At 57.7% G+C, this 19,162-nt stretch carries 20 protein-coding genes; 2 read left to right on the forward strand and 18 right to left on the reverse strand.

Annotated elements, in window-relative coordinates:
- Window positions 1–76: 76 nt before the first annotated feature.
- The 6 genes from CHB79_RS02475 to CHB79_RS02500 all read right to left on the reverse strand — a co-directional run bounded on the left by CHB79_RS02475 (window position 77) and on the right by CHB79_RS02500 (window position 5,307).
- Window positions 77–730, reverse strand: a complete 654-nt coding sequence (locus CHB79_RS02475; protein ID WP_010485048.1) for an HAD family hydrolase — start codon at window positions 728–730, stop codon at window positions 77–79.
- Complete coding sequence (locus CHB79_RS02480) at window positions 730–1,719, reverse strand: ABC transporter ATP-binding protein (RefSeq protein ID WP_089358776.1); 990 nt, start codon at window positions 1,717–1,719, stop codon at window positions 730–732. Before CHB79_RS02480 ends, CHB79_RS02475 begins: the two co-directional genes overlap by 1 nt.
- Complete coding sequence (locus CHB79_RS02485; protein WP_089358777.1) at window positions 1,716–2,513, reverse strand: ABC transporter permease; 798 nt, start codon at window positions 2,511–2,513, stop codon at window positions 1,716–1,718. The genes CHB79_RS02480 and CHB79_RS02485 overlap by 4 nt, the downstream gene beginning before the upstream one ends.
- Window positions 2,500–3,354 carry an ABC transporter permease gene (locus CHB79_RS02490; protein WP_010485053.1) on the reverse strand — a complete coding sequence of 285 codons (855 nt, stop codon included), beginning with the start codon at window positions 3,352–3,354 and terminating at the stop codon, window positions 2,500–2,502. Before CHB79_RS02490 ends, CHB79_RS02485 begins: the two co-directional genes overlap by 14 nt.
- Window positions 3,351–4,157, reverse strand: coding sequence for an alkaline phosphatase family protein (locus tag CHB79_RS02495; RefSeq protein ID WP_089358779.1), 807 nt, complete (start codon window positions 4,155–4,157; stop codon window positions 3,351–3,353). Before CHB79_RS02495 ends, CHB79_RS02490 begins: the two co-directional genes overlap by 4 nt.
- Before the next feature lie 91 nt (window positions 4,158–4,248).
- A complete protein-coding gene (locus CHB79_RS02500) occupies window positions 4,249–5,307 on the reverse strand; it encodes an ABC transporter substrate-binding protein (RefSeq protein ID WP_089358780.1) in 1,059 nt (352 codons plus the stop codon).
- Between the two features lie 325 nt (window positions 5,308–5,632).
- On the opposite strand from CHB79_RS02500, the gene CHB79_RS02505 reads away from it, so the two are divergent.
- Window positions 5,633–6,349, forward strand: coding sequence for a UTRA domain-containing protein (locus CHB79_RS02505; RefSeq protein ID WP_010485058.1), 717 nt, complete (start codon window positions 5,633–5,635; stop codon window positions 6,347–6,349).
- A gap of 154 nt (window positions 6,350–6,503) precedes the next feature.
- On the opposite strand, the gene lpcA is transcribed toward CHB79_RS02505, so the two are convergent.
- The 10 genes from lpcA to CHB79_RS02555 form a co-directional block, all read right to left on the reverse strand.
- Window positions 6,504–7,091 (reverse strand): D-sedoheptulose 7-phosphate isomerase, encoded by a 588-nt coding sequence (gene lpcA / locus CHB79_RS02510; protein WP_010485060.1) that lies wholly within the window; start codon window positions 7,089–7,091, stop codon window positions 6,504–6,506.
- A 7-nt stretch (window positions 7,092–7,098) separates the two neighbouring features.
- Window positions 7,099–8,388 carry a M18 family aminopeptidase gene (locus CHB79_RS02515; RefSeq protein ID WP_089358781.1) on the reverse strand — a complete coding sequence of 430 codons (1,290 nt, stop codon included), beginning with the start codon at window positions 8,386–8,388 and terminating at the stop codon, window positions 7,099–7,101.
- Window positions 8,389–8,452: 64 nt separating this feature from the next.
- On the reverse strand, window positions 8,453–9,181 hold the full coding sequence (locus CHB79_RS02520; protein WP_089358782.1) for a 4'-phosphopantetheinyl transferase family protein: 729 nt from the start codon (window positions 9,179–9,181) through the stop codon (window positions 8,453–8,455).
- A 104-nt stretch (window positions 9,182–9,285) separates the two neighbouring features.
- Window positions 9,286–10,290, reverse strand: coding sequence for an alpha/beta hydrolase (locus CHB79_RS02525; protein WP_089358783.1), 1,005 nt, complete (start codon window positions 10,288–10,290; stop codon window positions 9,286–9,288).
- A gap of 87 nt (window positions 10,291–10,377) precedes the next feature.
- Entirely contained in the window at window positions 10,378–11,220 is an 843-nt protein-coding gene (locus CHB79_RS02530) for an EamA family transporter (RefSeq protein WP_089358784.1), read from the reverse strand.
- A 112-nt stretch (window positions 11,221–11,332) separates the two neighbouring features.
- Window positions 11,333–11,929, reverse strand: a complete 597-nt coding sequence (locus tag CHB79_RS02535; RefSeq protein WP_010485069.1) for a cytochrome c3 family protein — start codon at window positions 11,927–11,929, stop codon at window positions 11,333–11,335.
- Window positions 11,930–11,938: 9 nt separating this feature from the next.
- Complete coding sequence (locus CHB79_RS02540; RefSeq protein ID WP_089358785.1) at window positions 11,939–12,427, reverse strand: nitrate reductase cytochrome c-type subunit; 489 nt, start codon at window positions 12,425–12,427, stop codon at window positions 11,939–11,941.
- 11 nt (window positions 12,428–12,438) lie between these two features.
- Window positions 12,439–14,943 carry a nitrate reductase catalytic subunit NapA gene (gene napA, locus CHB79_RS02545; RefSeq protein ID WP_089358786.1) on the reverse strand — a complete coding sequence of 835 codons (2,505 nt, stop codon included), beginning with the start codon at window positions 14,941–14,943 and terminating at the stop codon, window positions 12,439–12,441.
- Window positions 14,940–15,200 (reverse strand): chaperone NapD, encoded by a 261-nt coding sequence (locus CHB79_RS02550; RefSeq protein ID WP_010485074.1) that lies wholly within the window; start codon window positions 15,198–15,200, stop codon window positions 14,940–14,942. Before CHB79_RS02550 ends, napA begins: the two co-directional genes overlap by 4 nt.
- A 47-nt stretch (window positions 15,201–15,247) precedes the next feature.
- Entirely contained in the window at window positions 15,248–15,415 is a 168-nt protein-coding gene (locus CHB79_RS02555; protein ID WP_010485076.1) for a periplasmic nitrate reductase, NapE protein, read from the reverse strand.
- Window positions 15,416–15,623: 208 nt separating this feature from the next.
- Between CHB79_RS02555 and CHB79_RS02560 the strand changes: the two genes are divergently transcribed.
- Entirely contained in the window at window positions 15,624–16,808 is a 1,185-nt protein-coding gene (locus CHB79_RS02560; protein WP_089358787.1) for an MFS transporter, read from the forward strand.
- 18 nt (window positions 16,809–16,826) lie between these two features.
- Here the strand turns inward: CHB79_RS02560 and CHB79_RS02565 are convergent, their stop codons facing one another.
- Together CHB79_RS02565 and CHB79_RS02570 are read right to left on the reverse strand one after the other, a co-directional pair.
- Complete coding sequence (locus CHB79_RS02565) at window positions 16,827–17,825, reverse strand: AraC family transcriptional regulator (RefSeq protein WP_089358788.1); 999 nt, start codon at window positions 17,823–17,825, stop codon at window positions 16,827–16,829.
- A 118-nt stretch (window positions 17,826–17,943) separates the two neighbouring features.
- Window positions 17,944–19,107: a lactonase family protein gene (locus CHB79_RS02570; protein WP_089358789.1), complete on the reverse strand. Its 1,164-nt coding sequence runs from the start codon at window positions 19,105–19,107 to the stop codon at window positions 17,944–17,946.
- Window positions 19,108–19,162 lie beyond the last annotated feature (55 nt).

The following is a 19,162-nucleotide window of genomic DNA, read 5'->3' on the forward strand; positions in this document are numbered from 1 at the left end:
CGGCCCGGTGTTACAAGGCCTGGCTTGCCTGATGCTGGATGAAAAGCCGTCATCCAGCCAATCCGGGCCAGGAGCCTCAGCGCCAGTTGAGGATTGGCCAGCCGACCTGTTCGGCATGCGCGCGCAGTTGTGGGTCCGGGTTTACCACCCGCGGGTTATCGACCTGCTTGAGCAAGGGCAGGTCGTTGCGTGAGTCGGAATAGAAATAGGCGCCATCAAGGGGTTCGTTGTTGTCAGCCAGCCATTGATGCAGGCGTGCGACCTTGCCTTCGCGATAGGTCAATATGCCTTGGGTCTGACCGCTGTAGCAGCCGTGCTGAATTTCCAGGTCTATGGCCAGTACGTCCTCGATGCCCAGCCGCTGGGCAATGGCACTGACCAGGAAGTGCGCAGAGGCGGAGATAATCAATACGCGGTCGCCGGCCTTGCGGTGAGTGGCCAGGCAGCGTGTTGCATCGCTGTGCAAAACCGGTTCTATCACATCCTCGACAAAGGGCTCGACGACAAAGGCAACCTCTTCCGGGGTGCGGCCCACAAGTGGTGCGAGGCTGAACGCCATGTAGTCTTCCATGGCCAGTTGGCCCTGGGCATAGAGGTTCATCAGCTCGTGATCGCGCGCAATAAAACTCTCGGCATCGACCCAGCCAATCTTGGCCATTTCGGCGCTCCACAAGCTGGCACAGTCGCCGTCGATCAAGGTGTCATCAAGGTCAAAGATTGCCAGGGTCATCACGCCACCTCGCGTACAGCTTGGCTATCAATGCTCAGGACGATGCGCTGGCCTTTGTCGTGCAGGTCGCTTTCGTTGCGGTTGAGCACATCGACCAGCAACTCGACGCCACGCGCCTCTACCCGGTAGCGAATAACGTTACCGAGCAGGCTGTGGCTGCGAATAAGGCCTTCAATTTCGCCATCGGCCGTGATTGCGATGGCTTCCGGGCGAATGGCCACGCCTGTACTGATAGGGCGGTCGAGCAAACGGCTGGCCGTTTCTGCATCCAGCAGGTTGTAGTTGCCCATAAAACCTGCAGCGAAGGCATCGACAGGCTCGGTATACAGGGTTTCAGCTTTGCCGCTCTGGACGATCCTGCCCGCATTCATCAGGAAGATGCGGTCACTCATGACCAGCGCTTCTTCCTGGTCGTGGGTAACGAAAATAGTCGTCAGGCCAAGCTCTTGTTGAATCTCACGGATTTGTTCGCGCAAGTGCTTGCGAATGCGCGCGTCGAGCGCCGACAGGGGTTCATCCAGTAATAACAGGCGCGGACGGGTCACCAGCGAACGTGCCAGCGCCACACGCTGGCACTGGCCTCCAGACAATTGGTGCGGGTAACGATTGGCGAAATCGCTGAGCTCGACCATCTGCAGGGCTTCCTTGACCCGCGCCTGGCTTTGCGCCTTACCCGCCTTTTGCATGCGCAGGCCAAAGGCAACGTTTTGTTCGACGCTCATGTTGGGAAACAGGGCATAACTCTGGAATACCATGCCGATGCCGCGCTTTTGCGGGGTCACGGGGACCAGGTCTTCGCCGTCGAGCAGGATTTGCCCGCCATTGACCGTGGTCAGGCCTGCAATGCAGCGCAGCAAGGTCGATTTGCCGCAACCCGACGGGCCAAGCAGCGTAATGAATTCGCCTTGGCCGATCTCGCAATTGATGTCGCTGAAAATCTGCGTGCTGCCGTAGCTTTTGTTCAGGCCCTTGATGCTCAGATAACTCATGACTTGTCCTTGTTCAGGCGGTTGGCTGCCCAGGTGAAAATCAACACAAAGAAGAAATAGGAAATCACCAGCGCACTGTTGAAGTGGCCGCTGCTGTTGCGCATGTTGTTGAGGTAGACCTGCAGGGTTTCGTAGCGCGTACCGACCAGCATATTGGCAAATACAAACTCGCCAAACAGGAACGAGAACGACAGAAACAGCGACACCATCAGGCCTTTGCGCAGGTTTGGCAGCACCACCAGGAAGGCTGCCTTCCAGGTGCTGGCGCCTAGCAGGTGGGCGGCGTCCATCAGGTCCGGCAGGTTGATGGCATGGAGGTTATTGGTGATCGCGCGATACATGAAGGGCAGGGCGATGGTGAAGTAGCAGCCAATCAGGATCCAGGGTGTGCCGACCAATTGCACAGGCCCTGATCCATAGACTTGCAGCAGGCCAACCGAGGACACCACCGGTGGCATTGCGAAAGGCAGCAGAATGAGGATGTTCATCAGCCCATCGAGCCTGGGGAAGTGATAGTGGACCACAAACAGCAGCGGCAGGATCAGTATCGAAGCCAGGAACAACGCGGAAAAGCAGATCAGCAGCGACTGGCCAAAGGCCTTGAGAAAGCGCGGCTCGCCCCACAGCTCGAAGTACCATTTGAAGGTCAAGCCATCGGGCAGAATGGTTGCCGACCAACTGGTCGACAACGAATACAGCAAGGTGCCGGCCAGGGGCAACAGCAAGATCAGGAACAGCAGCCAAACCACCACGCGGTGATAGAGAATGCTGGCGGTCGTATCAGCGCGCGACATGATAGCTCCTCTTCAGCAGCACTTGATGGACGATGGTGATCAGCGCCATGAGGCCGAGCAGCACCATTGACAAGGCACTGGCCAGGTTCGGATTAAGCGAGATATCGCCCGAAACCAGGCCGGCGATACGAATCGGCATGATGTTGAAGTTACCCGTGGTCAGGTAATACACCGTGGCATAGGCCCCGAGTGCATTCGCCAGCAGTATCACGAAGGTGCCAAGCAGCGCCGGAGTCAGTACCGGCAGGCCGATATGGCGCCAGAAGTCCCAGGTGTTGGCACCGAGCAGGGCCGCCGACTCGCGCCAGTCCTCGCGCAGGGCATCGAACGCCGGATACAGCAGCATGACTCCAAGTGGAATCTGGAAGTAGGTGTAGAGCACGATCAGCCCTGTCTTGGAGTACAGGTTGAAATCGTCAATCCAGCCAATCTGCTTGAGCAGCAAGGTGATCGCGCCATTGAATCCAAGCAGGATGATAAAGGCGAACGCCAAGGGCACTCCGGCAAAGTTGCTGGTCATGTTGGAGAACGCCATGACAAAGTCGCGCAACTTTGAATCAACCTGATGCAGTGAGTAACTACCGATGATGGCGATGATGATGCCGAACAGGCTGGACCAAAAACCAACCTGCAAACTGTGCTTGATGGCTTGCAGGTAGAACTTGGAGGAGAATATTTTCTCGAAGTTGGCCAGGCTCCAACTGCCATCAACGTTGACGCTGTTCAGCGTAATCCAGATCAGCGGTGCGATCTGGAAGGCGAAGAAAAACAGCGCGAAGGGGACAAGCCACAGGGCCGCCAGCCACTTGCTCCGTGATTGGCGTGGTTCGGTTGCACTCACTTGAGCAGTTCCTTGCACATTGGTTTGTCGTGGGCCACGCCCAGCAATTGGCATATGGTGCCGCACAGCTCGGTTTGCCTGGGCGCGGCCTGTGGGTCCAGGCTGAATGCATCGCCCAGCACAAATAAGGGAACTTCACGTTCTTCGGCAAGCAAGCCATTGTGCGAGCGGTCGTTGTTCATGCCGTGATCAGCCGTCACCAGGATCTGGTAGCCGTCATCCAGCCAGCGCTGCAGGTACTCGGCAAGAAACAAGTCGGCACGTCTGGCGCTGTTGCGATACTGCGCTGAATCGAGCCCATGCTTGTGCCCGGCATCATCAATATTCATGGGATGGACCAGCAGGAAGTTGGGCTTGTGTGCTGCGCGCAAATGCTCGGCATCATCGAAGACGTGTGAGTCCGGGTAGTGATCGACGTAGTAGAAGTGGCCGTGTTGAATCGCCAGCGTAGTGTCATTGGTGTGGCGGTCACGTGCGGCTACAAACGGCGCACGGTTATACAGCTCGCTCATCCAGTGATAGGCAGCGGCAGCGGTGCTCAGGCCCGCCTCACGGGCGTAATGAAAAATGCTGCGCTGGTTGCTCAGGCGCACCACATCGTTATGCACTATGCCGCTGTCGATGGGGGCAACTCCGGTCATGATGCATTCGTAGAGCGGACGCGACAGCGATGGCAGCTCGCATTCAAGCTTATACAACCTGGCGCGACCGGCACCGCAATAGGCCTGTAGATGGCCCATGGCATGCTGGGCGACCTCATGGTTCAGGCCATCCAAAATCACCAGGATGACATTGTCTTTCATAGGCGACTCACAGCAGATTCAGGGTTGTTGCAAATTGATATAGGGAGACAACCCAGGTTGCCTCCCTATGGTTCAAGCTAGCCGTGATGGCTTATTCCATATTGATGATGACGTTTTCCTGCCACAGTTGCGGCAATGCCTTGGAGGTTGCTTCCCAGGCGGCTGCATCCTTGATCGGCTTGACCTTGGCATACTGCTCGTTGGGCAGCAGCTTGGCCTGAACCTCGGCTGGCAGCGTCAGGTGCTCCGCACGAATCGGCCGCGCATTACCCTTGGCCAGGTTGATCTGGCCTGCGTCGCTGAGAATGTACTCACGGGCCAGCTTGGCTGCATTGGGGTGCTTGGCGTATTTGTTGATGATGGTGGTGTAGCCCGAAATTACCGAACCGTCGGACGGGATCAGTACTTCAAAGCGGCTAGGATCGATCTGGTCGCGGTAGCTCAGGCCATTGAAATCCCAGACCACACCGACTTCGACTTCACCTTTTTCCAGGGTTTGGATAGTCGGGTTCGACAGCGACAAGCGCCCTTGTTCGGCAATTGCTCCGAAGAAGTCCAGGCCCGGTTGAATGTTCTTCTCGTCACCGCCATTGGCGATCGCGGCGGCCAGAACGCCGTTTACCGCCTGTGCAGCAGCGCTGACGTCACCGATGGCAACCTTGTAGCTGCCTTTTTTCAGGTCGGCCCAGCTCTTGGGTACATCTTTGACCAGCTGTTTGTTGACGATAAATGCGATGGAACCGGTGTAGGCGAGCATCCAGTGGCCGTCTTTATCCTTGGCCCAGTCTGGAATCTGCTCCCAGGTCGATGGTTTGTAGGCTTGGGTGACCCCCTGTTGCACGGCAATGGGACCAAATGCAGCACCAACGTCGCCGATGTCGGCCGTGGCGTTATCTTTTTCGGCGGCAAACTTGGCGATTTCCTGCGCCGAGCTCATATCGGTATCGAGGTGCTTGAGGCCGTAGTTCTTGTTCAGGTCCTCCCAGGTATCTTTCCAGTTGGCCCAACTGTCAGGCATGCCGACGCTATTGACTTGTCCTTCGGCGCGAGCGGCCTGCTCGAGTGCTTTGACATCTGTATCCGCAGCCATTGCCTGTGTTGCCATGGCGATGGCCGAGCCCATCAAAGTAGCTAGCAGCAGTTGTTTCATTTGAAACTCCCTTGCAGATTAAGTGTTGGTCTAGATCAGCAATACCCGAGCCAATTTAGGCGCAATAAATGACAGTTTTATGTCGTGCGCTACCGCTAATTGTTTATACGCTCTGGCGGCGTACTGCTCTTCAAGCGTAGACCATAGATAAGTCGCTGTTTTAATGGGGCATATCTAACCATCTGCTGGCAGGAAATCTGCTTGGAGCCTGGCTGTCATCTAGCGGTCATCTAGACTGCCTAGGCTTGCAGCAATCGTTGTGCAACCGAAATGCCGTATTTCATGCCCCTCAATAGGGCTGGACTAGTCCAGGAGGATCAAATTGATGCCTGAGGTCACTCCGCGAGCGGTCACTACTATTTGCCGGGCGCTGCAAGAGCAGATAGAGCACGGCTTGCTCGTCTCCGGTAACAAGTTGCCCGCCGAGCGTAAGCTGAGTGAGTTGTTTGCTACCACGCGCATCACCTTGCGCGAGGCGCTGGGGCAGCTGGAGGCTCAAGGGCTGGTGTACCGGGAGGAACGCCGTGGCTGGTTTGTTTCCCCCGCGCGCGTAGCCTACAACCCGTTAGTGCGCAGCCATTTTCATGCAATGGTCGCCGAACAGGGACGCGAGCCCGCGACTGAGGTGCTCAGCGCCCGGTTGATTCCGGCGAATGCGGAAATCTGCCAGATACTCGACCTGCCAGCCTTGACCAGTGTGTTTCAGATACGCCGTGCGCGGCGTATAGACGGACGCCTGGTGCTCTACGTCGAGCATTACTTGAACCCGCTGTATTTCCCGGCGATTCTCGAGTTTGACCTGACACGCTCGCTCACCGAACTCTATGCCAGGCAATACCAGATTCGTTACGGGCGGGTGCGGTTCGACATGATGCCCACGGCGCTGCATGCCGAGGCCGCGAGTAGCTTGAAAGTGGCAGTGGGCAGCCCGGCGTTGCGTATCACCCGGGTCAATCGCGATCAACATGGTCGGCTGATCGACTGTGACCTCGAATACTGGCGTCATGACGCCATTCACGTCAGCGTCGAGGTGCCGGATTAATTGTGCCGGGTCTGGTGGGCAAGCCTCGCGTTGTCACACCCTAATGGCTGTTTTGCAGGGTGGGTGGCGCTTTAACCACCCACCATTTTCGCAGCGGATATTGAGTTGATTTGTCGAGTTCTGGCGGACAGGCTGCGCCTTGTCACGCCCTGCATCATGCGTAGTTTTCAGGGTTGAGCTTACGCTCGATCAGCTCGATCAGGATATGCACGACCTTGATATGCAGCTCTTGGATACGGTCGGCGTAATTGCCGCCCGGAGCGCAAATGCAGATATCCGCCAGCTCTTCGAGCTTGGAACCGGGCTTGCCAGTCAGGCCTATGACCTTGACCCCAAGCTGTTTCGCCGCCGCCACCGCGTTAAGCACGTTGGGGCTTTTGCCGCTGGTGCTGAATGCAAGCAATACATCGCCTTCACGGCCGTGCGATTCGATATAGCGCGAGAAGATGTACTCGTAGCCAAAGTCGTTGGCCACACAGCTGATATGGCTGGCGTCGCTGATTGAAACGGCTGCGATACCGGGCCTGTTGCCACGATATCGTCCTGTCAGCTCTTCGGCGAAGTGCATGGCATCGCACATCGAGCCGCCGTTGCCGCACGAGAAGGCCTTGCCCTTTTGCTCGAAGCTCTCGACCAGCATTTGCGCTGCACTTTCAATCTTTTGCAGGGTCTGCTCGTTATTGATGAAGTCGTCCAGCGCGCGTTGCGCCTCCAGCAGGCTGTTGCGAATGTGCTCGATCATAGGGGCCTCAAGGCAGCTCCGGGCTGCTGTAGAACGCACTCAGGACCTTGACCAGGTGAGCCAGGTCATGGCTGCCGGCAAGTTCGCGGATTGAGTGCATGGCAAAGGTTGGCAAGCCGATATCGACGGTACGGACACCCAGTTGGCTTGCGGTGATCGGCCCTATGGTCGAGCCGCAGGCCATGTCACTGCGTACCACGAAGCTTTGCACCGGCACTTCGTTTTCCAGGCACAGGTGCCGGAAGAAGCCCGCTGTTTCGCTGTTGGTGGCATAGCGCTGGTTGCTGTTGATCTTGATTACCGGGCCGGCGTTGAGCTTAGGGCCATGATTTTCGTCATGTTTGTCCGGGTAGTTGGGGTGAATGCCGTGGGCATTGTCAGCCGATACCAGCAGCGAGCGCTGGATCGTGCGCACGAAGTCCTGGTCCTGGGGGATGACACGGCGCAAGACCTGTTCGAGCATCGGGCCGTCGGCACCACAGGCTGAGCTGGAGCCGATTTCTTCGTGGTCGGTGCAGACCAGGACGCAGGTTTCGGCATCGCCGGCGCTGAGCAGTGCTTGCAGCCCCGCGTAGCACGACAGCAGGTTGTCCAGGCGTGCACCGGCGATGAAATCACTGTTGAGGCCTATGACTGCCGCTGGTTGGGTGTCGTAGAAACTCAGTTCGTAATCCAGTACCGCATCGGCATTCAAACTGTGCTCAAGGGCCAGTTGGTTAGCCAGCAGGGCGCGGAAATCAACTGGCTCGGTACCTGCGACCTGCGCCAGGATGGGCGGCATCTCGGTTTGCTTGTTGATCGCCCAGCCGCTGTTGGCCTCGCGGTTCAGGTGGATGGCCAGGTTGGGGATGACGGCAATCGGCAGTTCGAAGTTGATCAGTTGGCTTTCCACCTTGCCATCGCGACGGAAGGTCACGCGGCCAGCCAGGGACAGGTCGCGGTCAAACCAGGGCGCAAGCAGTGCGCCGCCATAAATCTCCACGCCAAGCTGGAAAAAACCATGGCGTTGCAGTTCTGGGTTCGGTTTGACGCGCAGGCATGGGCTGTCGGTATGGGCGCCAACCAGGCGAATACCGGCTTCGGTCAGTGGTCGCTTGCCCACTTTGAACGCAATGATGGCGGAATCGTTGCGAGTGACATAGTACTGACCACCGGCTTCGGTGTGCCAGGTATCGCGCTCGTCCAAGCGCTGAAAGCCCGCTGCTTCTAAGCGAAGCGCAAGGTTGGAAGTGGCATGGAAGGGCGTTGGCGATGCTTTTAGAAAGTCGATCAAGCCTTGATTCAGTTCGTCGCGCATAGGTACTCCTGGCAGCAATTGCCTGAGTTTATCGGATTTGTGCGCGGGAAGGGATTAACTGATGCTAGCGGGTTGATAGACGCGGGACATAAACCAGGCTAATAAGCTGGTTTTCGAACATGCAGAATTGTCCGCTGATTTCACTGCCGGCCGGCCACTGTTGGTTCAAGTCGACCAGCAGGCGCAGCCGGGCCCTGCCTTGTGTTCCCTTGTCGCATTCGAGCAACTCGGCATCTTCAAAGTAAAACCGAGTCAGAACCAGTGGATACAGCGCCTTGAACAGGCTTTCTTTGAGCGAGAAGCTCAGGCTGACCCACCAGGCTTGTTCCTCTGCGCTGGTTTTGGCTATTCGGTGCATTTCGCGCGGGGTCAGAATTTCACTGGCCAGGCGTGCTGCACGCTGCGTTTCCAGAGGCTGCTCTATGTCCAGGCCAAGGCCACGCCAGTGATTACGCTCGGCCACTATCGCAGCAGCCAGGCCATTGCCGTGCGAGATTGAGCCGCAGACATTCAGCGGCCAGACAGGAGCGCGATCCTCGCCAACGGCAGGCACCCTCGCGACACCAGTGACCTGGCGCAGGGCTTCACGAGCGCAAAGCCTTCCGGCGAGGTATTCGGTCTGGCGCTTTGCGACACCCCGTACCGGAGCGATTGCACAGCGTTCAAAGGCCGATGGCTCAAACAAGCCGGGGTCGAAACGCGTGCTGATCAGCTGGGTGCCTGCCATTGGCAGGGGCAGGGGCCAGCACTGGGTTAACGGCGTGCAGCAACTCGGTAGGTAGTCTTCATTCATCTATGCATTGTGCCCTGAGTGCAACGCCCGATCTAGACGGGCTGCAGCAAATGGTGCGAATACAGATCCAGGGTTGGGTGGCGGGGCGTGGCAGAAGTTGCCGGTTAGGTGCCAGCAGGGCGGATCAGGTTGAAGCTGCGCTCGGTCAGGCTTGGGCTGCGGGTCGGCAGGATGCTGCGATCCAGGTCGCCCTTGAGGGTTTCGAACAAGTCGAGGGTAAAGACCCGATTGCCAAAGAACCATGAATGGCTTTGGTTGCCATGAAAACCGCTCGGTTGATCGGCTGCCTGGAGGGCGGCGCTTTGCAGCAGTGCCTGGTGGTAAAGCGAGCAATCAACATTGGCGCTGCTACGCGGTGCAAGCGCTGGCAGGCCAATGCGTCCGGCGCGTGGGGCGACCCCTGCACGTTTGACATTACTGAGCTTGAGTACGCTGTCGCCAAGGCTGAAATAGTTGGTCAGGCGCATGCTGTGACGGTAGAGCGAGTCGGTGGTGGCGTTGCCTTCATTGAGCGATTGCGCTGAAATATCTGCGCCAATGAAACACAGCTGGCTGATCATCCAGCTGTTGTTGTCGAGGCGCGCATCATCTGCGTCATCAAAGGCTTCACGCACCACATAGGCACCCATGGAATGCGCCAGGATGTGGGTGTTGATTGCACAATCCGGGGTTTGCCTGGTCGCCAGCAGCGAGATCAGGTCGGTGACCAGTTGCATTGCGCTTTGCTTGGCGTCGTGGCGGTCTTCAAGGTAACCGGCTGCCTTGTTGTCGCATGGCCAATCAAAGGAAACCACCACGCCTTTCCAGCCAACGGCGTGCAGGTCGGACTTGAGCTGGCGGTGGTGCGCCATAAGCTCGGCGGGACTGTTGTTGTAGCCGTGGACGAAGATCAGGATGTCACCACGGTTTGCGCCCGTGCGCTCATCCACGCCCCAGACTGCTTCAGCCAGCATTTGCTGGAGCCAGGCATTGATCCAGGTGACGCCGGTGCGCCCTTGCTCGGGTGCAGGCAGTTGCTCAGCATCGACGATCAGGAATCGGGAAGGGCCGGGCTCGGCAATAAAGGCTCCTTGCCTGATGCGGCGTGCGCTGACGACGAAATCGCTCATCCTGAGTCCTCCTGGATTGTGCCATTGGCATTCAAGGGCACAGGTTCAGATTAGGAGCTCTGCAGTGCTGCGTCCAGCCGCATGGCATCAAGTCAGCTTGAGGGTCACAACGCCGAGCAGGATCACCACGCAAGACAGGATTCTGAGTGCTGGCAATGTTTCCTTGAGAACCAGGCGGCCAATCAACAGGGCAAACAATACGCTGCTTTCGCGCAATGCGGAGACCACGGCAACTGGCGCCAGTGTCATGGCCCAGATGACGATGCTGTAGGCCATCAGTGACATCACACCGCCGCTCAAGCCGCCTTTCCAGTGCTGGCCCAGCTTGCCTAGAACTGTGGTGCCGCGCATCGCTACCAGGATCACCAGAGTCACCAGGCCGTTGGTTGCAAACAGCCACATGGCGTAGGACAGTGCATCGCCATTGACCCGTGCGCCCACTGCGTCTGTAAGGGTGTAGGCTGCAATAAAACTGGCGGTAGTCAGTGCGGTCAGGAGCAGTGGGGTATTGAACGGGCTGTCTTTCTGGGTACGTAATGCCATCAGCCAGATGCCGGTGACCAGAATAAGCAGCCCGCTGATTTGTCCCCAGCTCAAGGTTTCATGAAGCAGGGCGACGCCGATCAAGGCCACAATCAACGGTGAGCTACCCCGCGACAAGGGGTAGACCTGGCTCAGGTCGCCGTATTTATAGGCATGGGCGAGAAAGCCGTTGTAGCCGATATGCAGCAGCGCCGAGAGCATGATCCATGGCCAGGCGGCTGTTTCGGGCAGGGGCAGCAATGGCAGTGAACAGGTTGCGGCAACCCCGGCGCCGATCTGAATCAGGCACACACTCAGGTAACGATCCAGACCAATCTTGATCAGGGCATTCCAGCCCGCATGCAGCATGGCTGCGGCCAATACAGCGAAGAAAATGCTGCTGTCCAAGCGCGTTTATCCTTATCACAACCCGTTGCGTTAGACGCGCGCAGTACCTTCAATCCTCATGTGAAGACCGGTATACACGCAACGCTGGAGTGTACGCCTGTCGTTTGCCAATTTACCAACCCGGCACTCCGCTCATGCTGGGCAATTGGTGGGCAATACCCTTGTGGCAGTCAATGCAGGTGGCTTCTCCGCTGGCCAGGGAGGTGGAGTGCATCTTGGCAGCGCGTTTGCTTTGCTTGGTGAAATCCATGAAGTCGAAGTTGTGGCAGTTGCGGCACTCCAGTGAGTCATTGGCCTTGAGCCGTTTCCATTCATGCTCGGCAAGCTCGCGACGGTGGGCAAGAAACTTATCCCGGGTGTTGATGGTGCCGAAGATCTTGCCCCACACCTCTTTGGATGCCTGCATCTTGCGGGCGATCTTATCGGTCCACTTGTGCGGCACGTGACAATCAGGGCAGGTGGCGCGCACGCCTGAGCGGTTGCTGTAGTGAATGGTGTCCTTGAGCTCTGCAAATACGTTGTCGCGCATCTCGTGGCACGAAGTGCAAAACTGCTCGGTGTTGGTCACCTCCAGCGCGGTGTTGAAACCACCCCAGAAAATGATTCCCGCAATAAAGCCGCCAAGGGTTAGAAACCCCAGGCTGAAATGCAGGCTGGGGCGGCGCAGTGTGCACCAGTAACCCTTGAGCCAGGCGAACAAAGATTTCATGACGCCTCCTCAGGGATTCCTGTTAGGGGTTGAGGTTTCTTGCTCAAGTACTGTGTCTATGTCCTTGAAGCTGTTGCCTACCAGAGGCGGGGTGTCTTTCTGTGGGACATGGCATTGGTTGCAGAAGTAGCGCCGAGGCGATACGGCTGCCAGCGCCTGGCCGTCCCGATCCATGTAGTGGGTGATGCTGATCATCGGTGCCTGGGTTATGGCACTGTTGGCACGGCTGTGACATGACAGGCACTTGTTGCTGTTTTTATCCAGGTGATAGCCGCGAATACTGTGCGGGATCGTTGGCGGTTGCTCGGGATAGTTACGTTCGCGCTTGATGTCCTTGTTTTCAGTGCTGCTGAGCTTGGGTGCGGCAAGATCCTGGCTCAAGGTGCCACCCGGCCGACGGCCGTCTGGCGCGGGGGCGTCGAGTGGATAATTGATGTCGCTGGCGACGGCAATGCCAAAGACGGCAAGTAATAAAAGTGGCAGTAGGCGATAGCTCATGGCTGCATTCCTCAGGCCAAATTGACCAATTCGATCTTCACCGCACATTTCTTGTAGTCGGTTTGCTTGGAGATCGGGTCGGTGGCGTCCAGCGTGACTTTATTGATCAGTTTGCGAGCATCGAAGAAGGGCACGAACACCAGGCCCCGTGGTGGTTTGTTGCGTCCGCGGGTTTCGATACGAGCGCGGGTTTCGCCGCGTCGGCTGATGACCTTCACTTCGCTGCCGCGTCGGGCCTTCATGGCTTTTGCATCATCTGGATGCATGTAAACCACTGCGTCCGGGACAGCCTTGTGCAACTCAGGCACGCGCTGGGTCATGCTGCCGGTGTGCCAGTGTTCAAGCACGCGACCGGTGCACAACCAGAAGGGGTATTCGTCATCCGGTGACTCCGCTGGTGGCTCGTAGGGCAGGGCGAAGATAATCGCCTTTTTATCGGCGTTACCGTAGAACTGCACTTCGCTGCCTTTTTCCACATAGGGGTCCGACCCCTCGCGATAGCGCCAGCGGGTTTCCTGGCCGTCGACGACGGGCCAGCGCAGGCCACGTGCGTTGTGGTAGTCATCAAAGGCAGCAAGGTCATGGCCGTGGCCGCGGCCAAAGGAGGCGTACTCCTCGAACAGGCCTTTTTGTACATAGAAGCCAAATGCCTTGGCCTCGTCGTTGAGATAACCTTCAGCCAATTGCTCGCTCGGGAACTGGTCGACATGACCATTTTTGTAGAGCACCTCGAACAGCGACTTGCCTTTTAGCTCAGGTTTCTTGGCCAACAGGTCCTCGGGCCAGACATCTTCTGTCTTGAAGCGCTTGGAAAACTCCATCAGTTGCCACAGGTCCGATTTTGCATCACCCGGTGGGCTGACGAGCTGATGCCAGAACTGGGTGCGGCGTTCGGCGTTGCCGTATGCGCCTTCTTTTTCGACCCACATGGCGGTCGGCAATATCAGGTCGGCAGCTTGGGCCGACACGGTTGGGTAGGGGTCCGATACGATTACAAAGGCATCTGGATTGCGCCAGCCCGGCAGGACTTCCTGCATGATGTTGGGACCGGCCTGCATATTGTTGCTGGCCATGGTCCAGTACACCTTGAGTACCGAGTCTTTGAGCATGCGACTCTGCTGCACCGCATGAAAGCCCGGCTTTTCCTGGATTGTCCCGGCGGGCAGCTTCCAGATTCTCTCGGCAGTCTCGCGGTGTTTGGGATTGGTGACGACCAGGTCAGCTGGCAAGCGGTGCGAGAAGGTCCCGACTTCACGCGCGGTGCCGCAGGCCGAGGGTTGGCCGGTAAGGGAAAAGGGGCTGTTGCCCGGCTCGCTGATTTTGCCGGTCAGCAAGTGAATGTTGTACACCATGTTGTTGGCCCAGACACCACGGGTGTGCTGGTTGAAACCCATGGTCCAGAAGGACACGACCTTGCGTTTCGGATCGGCGTAGAGCTCGGCCAACTGCTGCAGCCGTTCGGCTGGGACGCCACTTTCCTTGGCCGCGCGTTCGAGGGTGTATGGCTTGACGAATTTGGCGTACTGCTCGAATGACATGTCTTCCCAGGTGTTGGCCTTGCCGGCGTTCTTGGCCTGCATTTCCAGCGGGTTGTCCGGGCGCAAGCCGTAACCTATGTCATCGGTGCCCTTGGCAAAGCGCGTGTGCTTGCTGACGAAATCCTTGTTCACGGCGCCGGATTCGATGATGTGGTTGGCGATGTAGTTGAGGATCAGCAAGTCGGTCTGGGGCGTGAATACCATGGGTATATCAGCCAGCTCGAAGCTGCGGTGTTCATAGGTTGAAAGCACGGCCACTTTTACATGGGGAAAGCTCAAGCGCCGGTCAGTCAGGCGGCTCCAAAGGATGGGGTGCATCTCCGCCATGTTCGAGCCCCAGAGCACAAAGGCATCAGTGGCTTCAATGTCGTCATAGCAGCCCATGGGTTCATCCATGCCGAAGGTGCGCATGAAACCCATGACCGCCGAAGCCATGCAGTGGCGCGCGTTGGGGTCGATATTGTTGCTGCGAAAACCGGCCTTCATCAATTTGTTGGCGGCGTAGCCTTCCCAGACCGTCCATTGCCCGGACCCGAACATGCCCAGTGCTGTGGGACCGTCGGACTTGAGGGCCTGCTTGACCTTGGTTTCCATGATGTCGAAGGCCTGTTCCCAGCTGATTGGCTGGAACTCGCCTTGCTTGTCGTACTGGCCATCCTTCATGCGCAGCATCGGCTGGGTCAGGCGGTCGGTGCCGTACATGATCTTCGACAAGAAGTAGCCTTTGACGCAGTTAAGACCGCGATTGACCTCGGCTTTGACGTCACCGTGGGTGGCCACGACCTGGTTGTCGCGCGTTGCCACCATCACACTGCAACCGGTACCGCAAAAGCGACAGGGCGCCTTGTTCCAGTTCAGGGTGGTCATGTCCGATTCAGTAATCAGGTTCGAGGCTGTCGTAATGATGGGCAGGCCTGCCGCGGCTGCAGCTATTGCTGCGGCCTGTGCTTTGGCAAACTGACGACGTGTCAGATTCATGGTGTTTCTCCTTCGCTGGCGAGGAGTTCGTGATAAACCAGGGCGGCATTCAATACGCCGGGAATGTTGCTGATTTGGTCGATGCGCTGGAGTATTTGCTGCTCATCGCTGGCTTCTACCACCACAACAAGCTTGCCCTGAGGGCTCTCCTGATGCAGTTCAAGGTCGGGTAGCAAGCGTAGGTTGGCTTTGACCGCGGCAAATAATTCGGGGCGTGCGTGTACCAGCAAACTGGCGATATGCAGGGCTTCATCCATGTCACGTTGCTCCAGGCTGAGCGTGTAACAGACTTGAGAGAGGGTGCTTAGGCAGGTGGCCCGGGCGGACCAAGAAGCATCTGCATAAACCAGATGAAAAAGCCGTAGCCGCCAACAATAGCGACTGCCAGGGCAGGGAAAAGGCAGATGACAAGAAATAGAAAAAGTCGGGTTTCCTTGCCCTTGCTCCCCTGATCATCAGTGGGCTGATGCATACAGGCTCACTCCTCAAGAGGTGTGAGCAAAGTCTAGTCTTGCTTTGAAATTGCGGACTGACCCAGATCAATAACCTGACAAACGGCAAGGTTAAATGTGAGTGAGGAACTTTTATCCTGTTATTGGCCGGTCATGCAGCGGTTGATGTAGATAGCATGCTAACATTTGTCTGCGGCCAGTCAGGGGCCGTTTTTTGTGAGCAGCGAAATGTCCGATACAACTCTTGCGAGCCATCTGCAACAAGGCACCAGCGCCTATAAACGTGCCACCTTTGCGTTATTTTGTGCAGGGTTTTCGACCTTTGCCTTGCTCTATTGCGTGCAACCCTTGCTTCCTTTATTGGCCAGCTATTTCAGTGTTTCTGCAGCGACCAGCAGCTTGGCGTTGTCGCTGACCACGCTGAGTCTTGCCGTTTGTTTGCTGGTCAGTGGCGCACTTGCCGAGAGCTTGGGGCGCAAGCCAGTAATGGTTGTTGCCTTGGGGCTGGCCAGCGTGCTTGGAGTTGCCTGTGCATTTGTCAGCGACTGGGACCATCTATTGGTTTTGCGCGCCTTGCTCGGCTTGGCGCTCAGTGGTCTGCCGGCCTTGGCCATGGCCTATGTTGGTGAGGAGTTCGACCCCAAGGCCTTGCCTGCCGCCATGGGCCTGTATATCGGTGGCACCGCGCTAGGCGGTTTGCTGGGGCGCTTGCTGGCTGGTTTCCTCAGCGATATCGGTGGCTGGAATTTGGCCTTGGCTGGAATTGGCGGCCTGGGCGTATTGGGCCTTGGGCTGTTTATCTGGCTGCTGCCTGCATCGCGCCATTTCCAAGCCCAGTCCTTATCGCTCAAGGGGCTTTTGGGTAACTTCCGCTTGCACCTGGCCAACCCGGAACTGCGTCTGTTGTTCGCCATGGGATTCCTGCTCATGGGTGGTTTTGTCGCCATGTTCAACTATGTGGGTTTCCGTTTGGCGGCGGCACCATTCAATCTGTCATCAACCGTGATTGGCTTGCTGTTCACCGTTTATCTGGTGGGGATTTTCAGCGCAGGTTGGGCTGGAAGGCTGGTACCGCGCCTGGGTTCGCGCCAGGTCATGCTGGGCGGCATTGTCATCATGCTGGTCGGTGTCGGCCTGTGCGCGACGCCTTGGCTGGTGGCGGTGGTGTTTGGCCTGGGCTTGTTCACCCTCGGTTTTTTTGCCGCCCATGCAGTTGCCAGCGGCCAGGTGGGACAACGCGCAAAAGGGGCCAAGGCCCAGGCTTCGGCACTGTATCTCTGTGCTTACTACCTGGGCTCAAGCCTGGTTGGCTATGTTGGCGGCTATGTCTGGGAACACGCGGGTTGGCTGTCATTGCTGGGTGTGCTGGCGGGCCTGTTCATGGTCGCCGCATGGCATGCTCGACGACTCTAGGCATAGGACTGAGGCTCCCTAGTGTTCTAGCGAGCGGTAGGCGCCAGGTGTCAGGCCGGTCCATTTCTTGAATGCGCGGTGAAAGGCCGAAGGTTCGGAGAACCCCAACTGTTCGGCAATCAGTTGAATCGAAATTTCATTGCGGCCTAGGTGATAGATCGCCAGGTCGCGGCGCAGATTGTCTTTCAGCTCCTGAAAACTCGTGCCTTCTTCACGTAGGTGACGGCGCAAGGTTTGCGCGCTCATATGAAGCTTCTGAGCCACTTTCTCCAGGTCGGGCCATGCGCTGCAGTCTCGTCCGAGCAGGCGCCGGATCTGGCTGTTCAGGCTGTGTCCGCTGTCGGGGCGCGCCAGCAGGTCAGCCGGTGAGTGCTGCAGGAAGTGCTTGAGGGTACGTTCGTCCTGCAGCAAGGGCATCGCCAGATAGCGTTTGTGAAAGTGCAGGCTGATGCGTGGCTCATTGAAATGGCGCGGGCAGGGGAACAGCAGTTTGTATTGGGGTTCGTGCTCCGGCTTGGCGTAACTGAAGGTCGCTTGCTCAAGGCGAATATGCTGGCCAATCAGCCAACTGCCCAGGCGATGCCAGATGACCAGTAATGACTCGACCAGAAAGTGCTCGGGATCATCCAGCCTTGAGTCGTCTACGGTAAGGCAGGCGAAGTCGCCTTCATGGCTGATCTGAATGCCTGGTGCTTCGGGAAACAAGCTATAAAACAGAGCGCCGCGACTCAGGGCCTTTTCCAGTGTGCGGCAATGAATTATTGCGTGGCACATCATGGCGAAGGTGCCACGTTTACTCGGGTATTTGCCGAAGCCGAGGTATTCGTCGTCGAGCAGTTCCCAAAGTTGCTGGATAAGCCGGGCGAACTGCTCAGGTGCGATACGTGCCTTGGGTTCGTCCAGTAGCGCCGGTTGGATATTGAGTCCGCGCAGCAAGGCCAGGCAGTCGTAGCCATTGCGTTGGGCGCCGCTGATAGCGGCGCGGACAAAATGGCTGGCGATGGTTCGTTCGCTCATGAAGCTGATCCCTGATGACGGCTGCCCGATGGTGCCAGCCAGGCCAGGCAGGGACAAGCGTGCAGAGGTGAGGATGAACAGGCGATGCGGCGAAATGGCTGTTTCAGCGCATCCTTTGTTATGAATCAGCGCCGATAAACACCAGGTCCGATGGGTTGCCGACCTGCAGGCGCTGGCGAACCTCGCCCAGTTTTCCGCTCAGAGGATCGCGGGCAATCACCAGCACCTCATTGCTGCCCTGGTTGGCAACCAGCAGCTGATTTCCGCTGGGGTCGATGCTGAACTCACGTAGCTCTTTACCCGCTATGGCGTGGCGCTGCACCAACTCCAGCCTTGGGCCGGTGGCAAAGACCAGAATCTGGCTCACCGGACCACGGGTTGCCACATACAGGAATCGTCCATCCGCGGAGTTGTGCAGGGTGCCGGCTGCGTGCGTCTCGCCCTCGGTGTCTGGCGGGTTGAGATCGATAATTTGCTGTTGTCGCAGCGTGCCTTGCCCATAGTCGAACACCGCAAGCTGGTTACTCAACTCAAGCGTCAGGTAGGCGCGCTTGCCATCATTGCTGAATAGCAAGTGGCGTGGGCCACTGCCGGGCGGCAAGACGGTAGAGCCCTTGGGGCTCAGGGGAGTATTCGAACCGGGCTTGGGGTTGTAGCCATAGGTGAATAGCCGATCGGCCCCCAGGTCGCAGGCAAACAGGTAGCGCTGGTCAGGGCTCATTACCACAGCATGTACGTGCGAGCTCGCCTGGCGCGCTTTGTTCACATGGCTGGGTGGGTGGCTAAAACGCTGGCTTGGAGCATGCAAGGTGCCGTCAGGACTTAGTGGCAATACACTGAGGCTGCCGCCGGGGTCAGGCTGGACCGCGTAGTTGGCGACGAACATAAAGCGTTCGTCGGGGCTCAGGCTGGCATGGGTCGGTTCATCACCGCCGCTATCGACGCGGTTGATCGGGCTGACCCAATGGTTGTCTGGGGCAACCGCGAAGCTGCTGGCCTGGCCTTTGTCGGCAGTTTGCCCCGGGCCGTTTTCGTTGACACTCAATAGCCTGGATTGATCCTTTGACAGCAGCAGGAACGATGGATTGTCTGCCTTGATGACTTGTTCGGGTTGATCACCGATGCGACCTGCCTGGCTGTCGTAGTGATAGCGATAAATGCCTTGGCTGGCACCTTGGGTGTAGCTGCCGATTAACAGATCGTATGGGGTGGGCATGGCGGGGCTCGTGGTGCAGGCGCCTAGGCTGGAAATACTTAGCAGCAGGGCGAGGGGTTTGAACATACAGGCTCCTTGGCTGGCTTTGCAGAGGGTCTTCAAGCCAAAAGAGGGCCTTGCG

The organism is Pseudomonas segetis, from assembly GCF_900188155.1.
Lineage (GTDB): Bacteria > Pseudomonadota > Gammaproteobacteria > Pseudomonadales > Pseudomonadaceae > Aquipseudomonas > Aquipseudomonas segetis.

Coding starts and splice junctions, on each gene's coding strand:
- CHB79_RS02475 (WP_010485048.1), bottom strand. CDS start 730: ATGACCCTGGCAATCTTTGACCTTGATGACACCTTGATCGACGGCGAC.
- CHB79_RS02480 (WP_089358776.1), bottom strand. CDS start 1,719: ATGAGTTATCTGAGCATCAAGGGCCTGAACAAAAGCTACGGCAGCACG.
- CHB79_RS02485 (WP_089358777.1), bottom strand. CDS start 2,513: ATGTCGCGCGCTGATACGACCGCCAGCATTCTCTATCACCGCGTGGTG.
- CHB79_RS02495 (WP_089358779.1), bottom strand. CDS start 4,157: ATGAAAGACAATGTCATCCTGGTGATTTTGGATGGCCTGAACCATGAG.
- CHB79_RS02500 (WP_089358780.1), bottom strand. CDS start 5,307: ATGAAACAACTGCTGCTAGCTACTTTGATGGGCTCGGCCATCGCCATG.
- CHB79_RS02505 (WP_010485058.1), top strand. CDS start 5,633: ATGCCTGAGGTCACTCCGCGAGCGGTCACTACTATTTGCCGGGCGCTG.
- lpcA (WP_010485060.1), bottom strand. CDS start 7,091: ATGATCGAGCACATTCGCAACAGCCTGCTGGAGGCGCAACGCGCGCTG.
- CHB79_RS02515 (WP_089358781.1), bottom strand. CDS start 8,388: ATGCGCGACGAACTGAATCAAGGCTTGATCGACTTTCTAAAAGCATCG.
- CHB79_RS02520 (WP_089358782.1), bottom strand. CDS start 9,181: ATGAATGAAGACTACCTACCGAGTTGCTGCACGCCGTTAACCCAGTGC.
- CHB79_RS02525 (WP_089358783.1), bottom strand. CDS start 10,290: ATGAGCGATTTCGTCGTCAGCGCACGCCGCATCAGGCAAGGAGCCTTT.
- CHB79_RS02535 (WP_010485069.1), bottom strand. CDS start 11,929: ATGAAATCTTTGTTCGCCTGGCTCAAGGGTTACTGGTGCACACTGCGC.
- CHB79_RS02540 (WP_089358785.1), bottom strand. CDS start 12,427: ATGAGCTATCGCCTACTGCCACTTTTATTACTTGCCGTCTTTGGCATT.
- napA (WP_089358786.1), bottom strand. CDS start 14,943: ATGAATCTGACACGTCGTCAGTTTGCCAAAGCACAGGCCGCAGCAATA.
- CHB79_RS02550 (WP_010485074.1), bottom strand. CDS start 15,200: ATGGATGAAGCCCTGCATATCGCCAGTTTGCTGGTACACGCACGCCCC.
- CHB79_RS02555 (WP_010485076.1), bottom strand. CDS start 15,415: ATGCATCAGCCCACTGATGATCAGGGGAGCAAGGGCAAGGAAACCCGA.
- CHB79_RS02560 (WP_089358787.1), top strand. CDS start 15,624: ATGTCCGATACAACTCTTGCGAGCCATCTGCAACAAGGCACCAGCGCC.
- CHB79_RS02565 (WP_089358788.1), bottom strand. CDS start 17,825: ATGAGCGAACGAACCATCGCCAGCCATTTTGTCCGCGCCGCTATCAGC.
- CHB79_RS02570 (WP_089358789.1), bottom strand. CDS start 19,107: ATGTTCAAACCCCTCGCCCTGCTGCTAAGTATTTCCAGCCTAGGCGCC.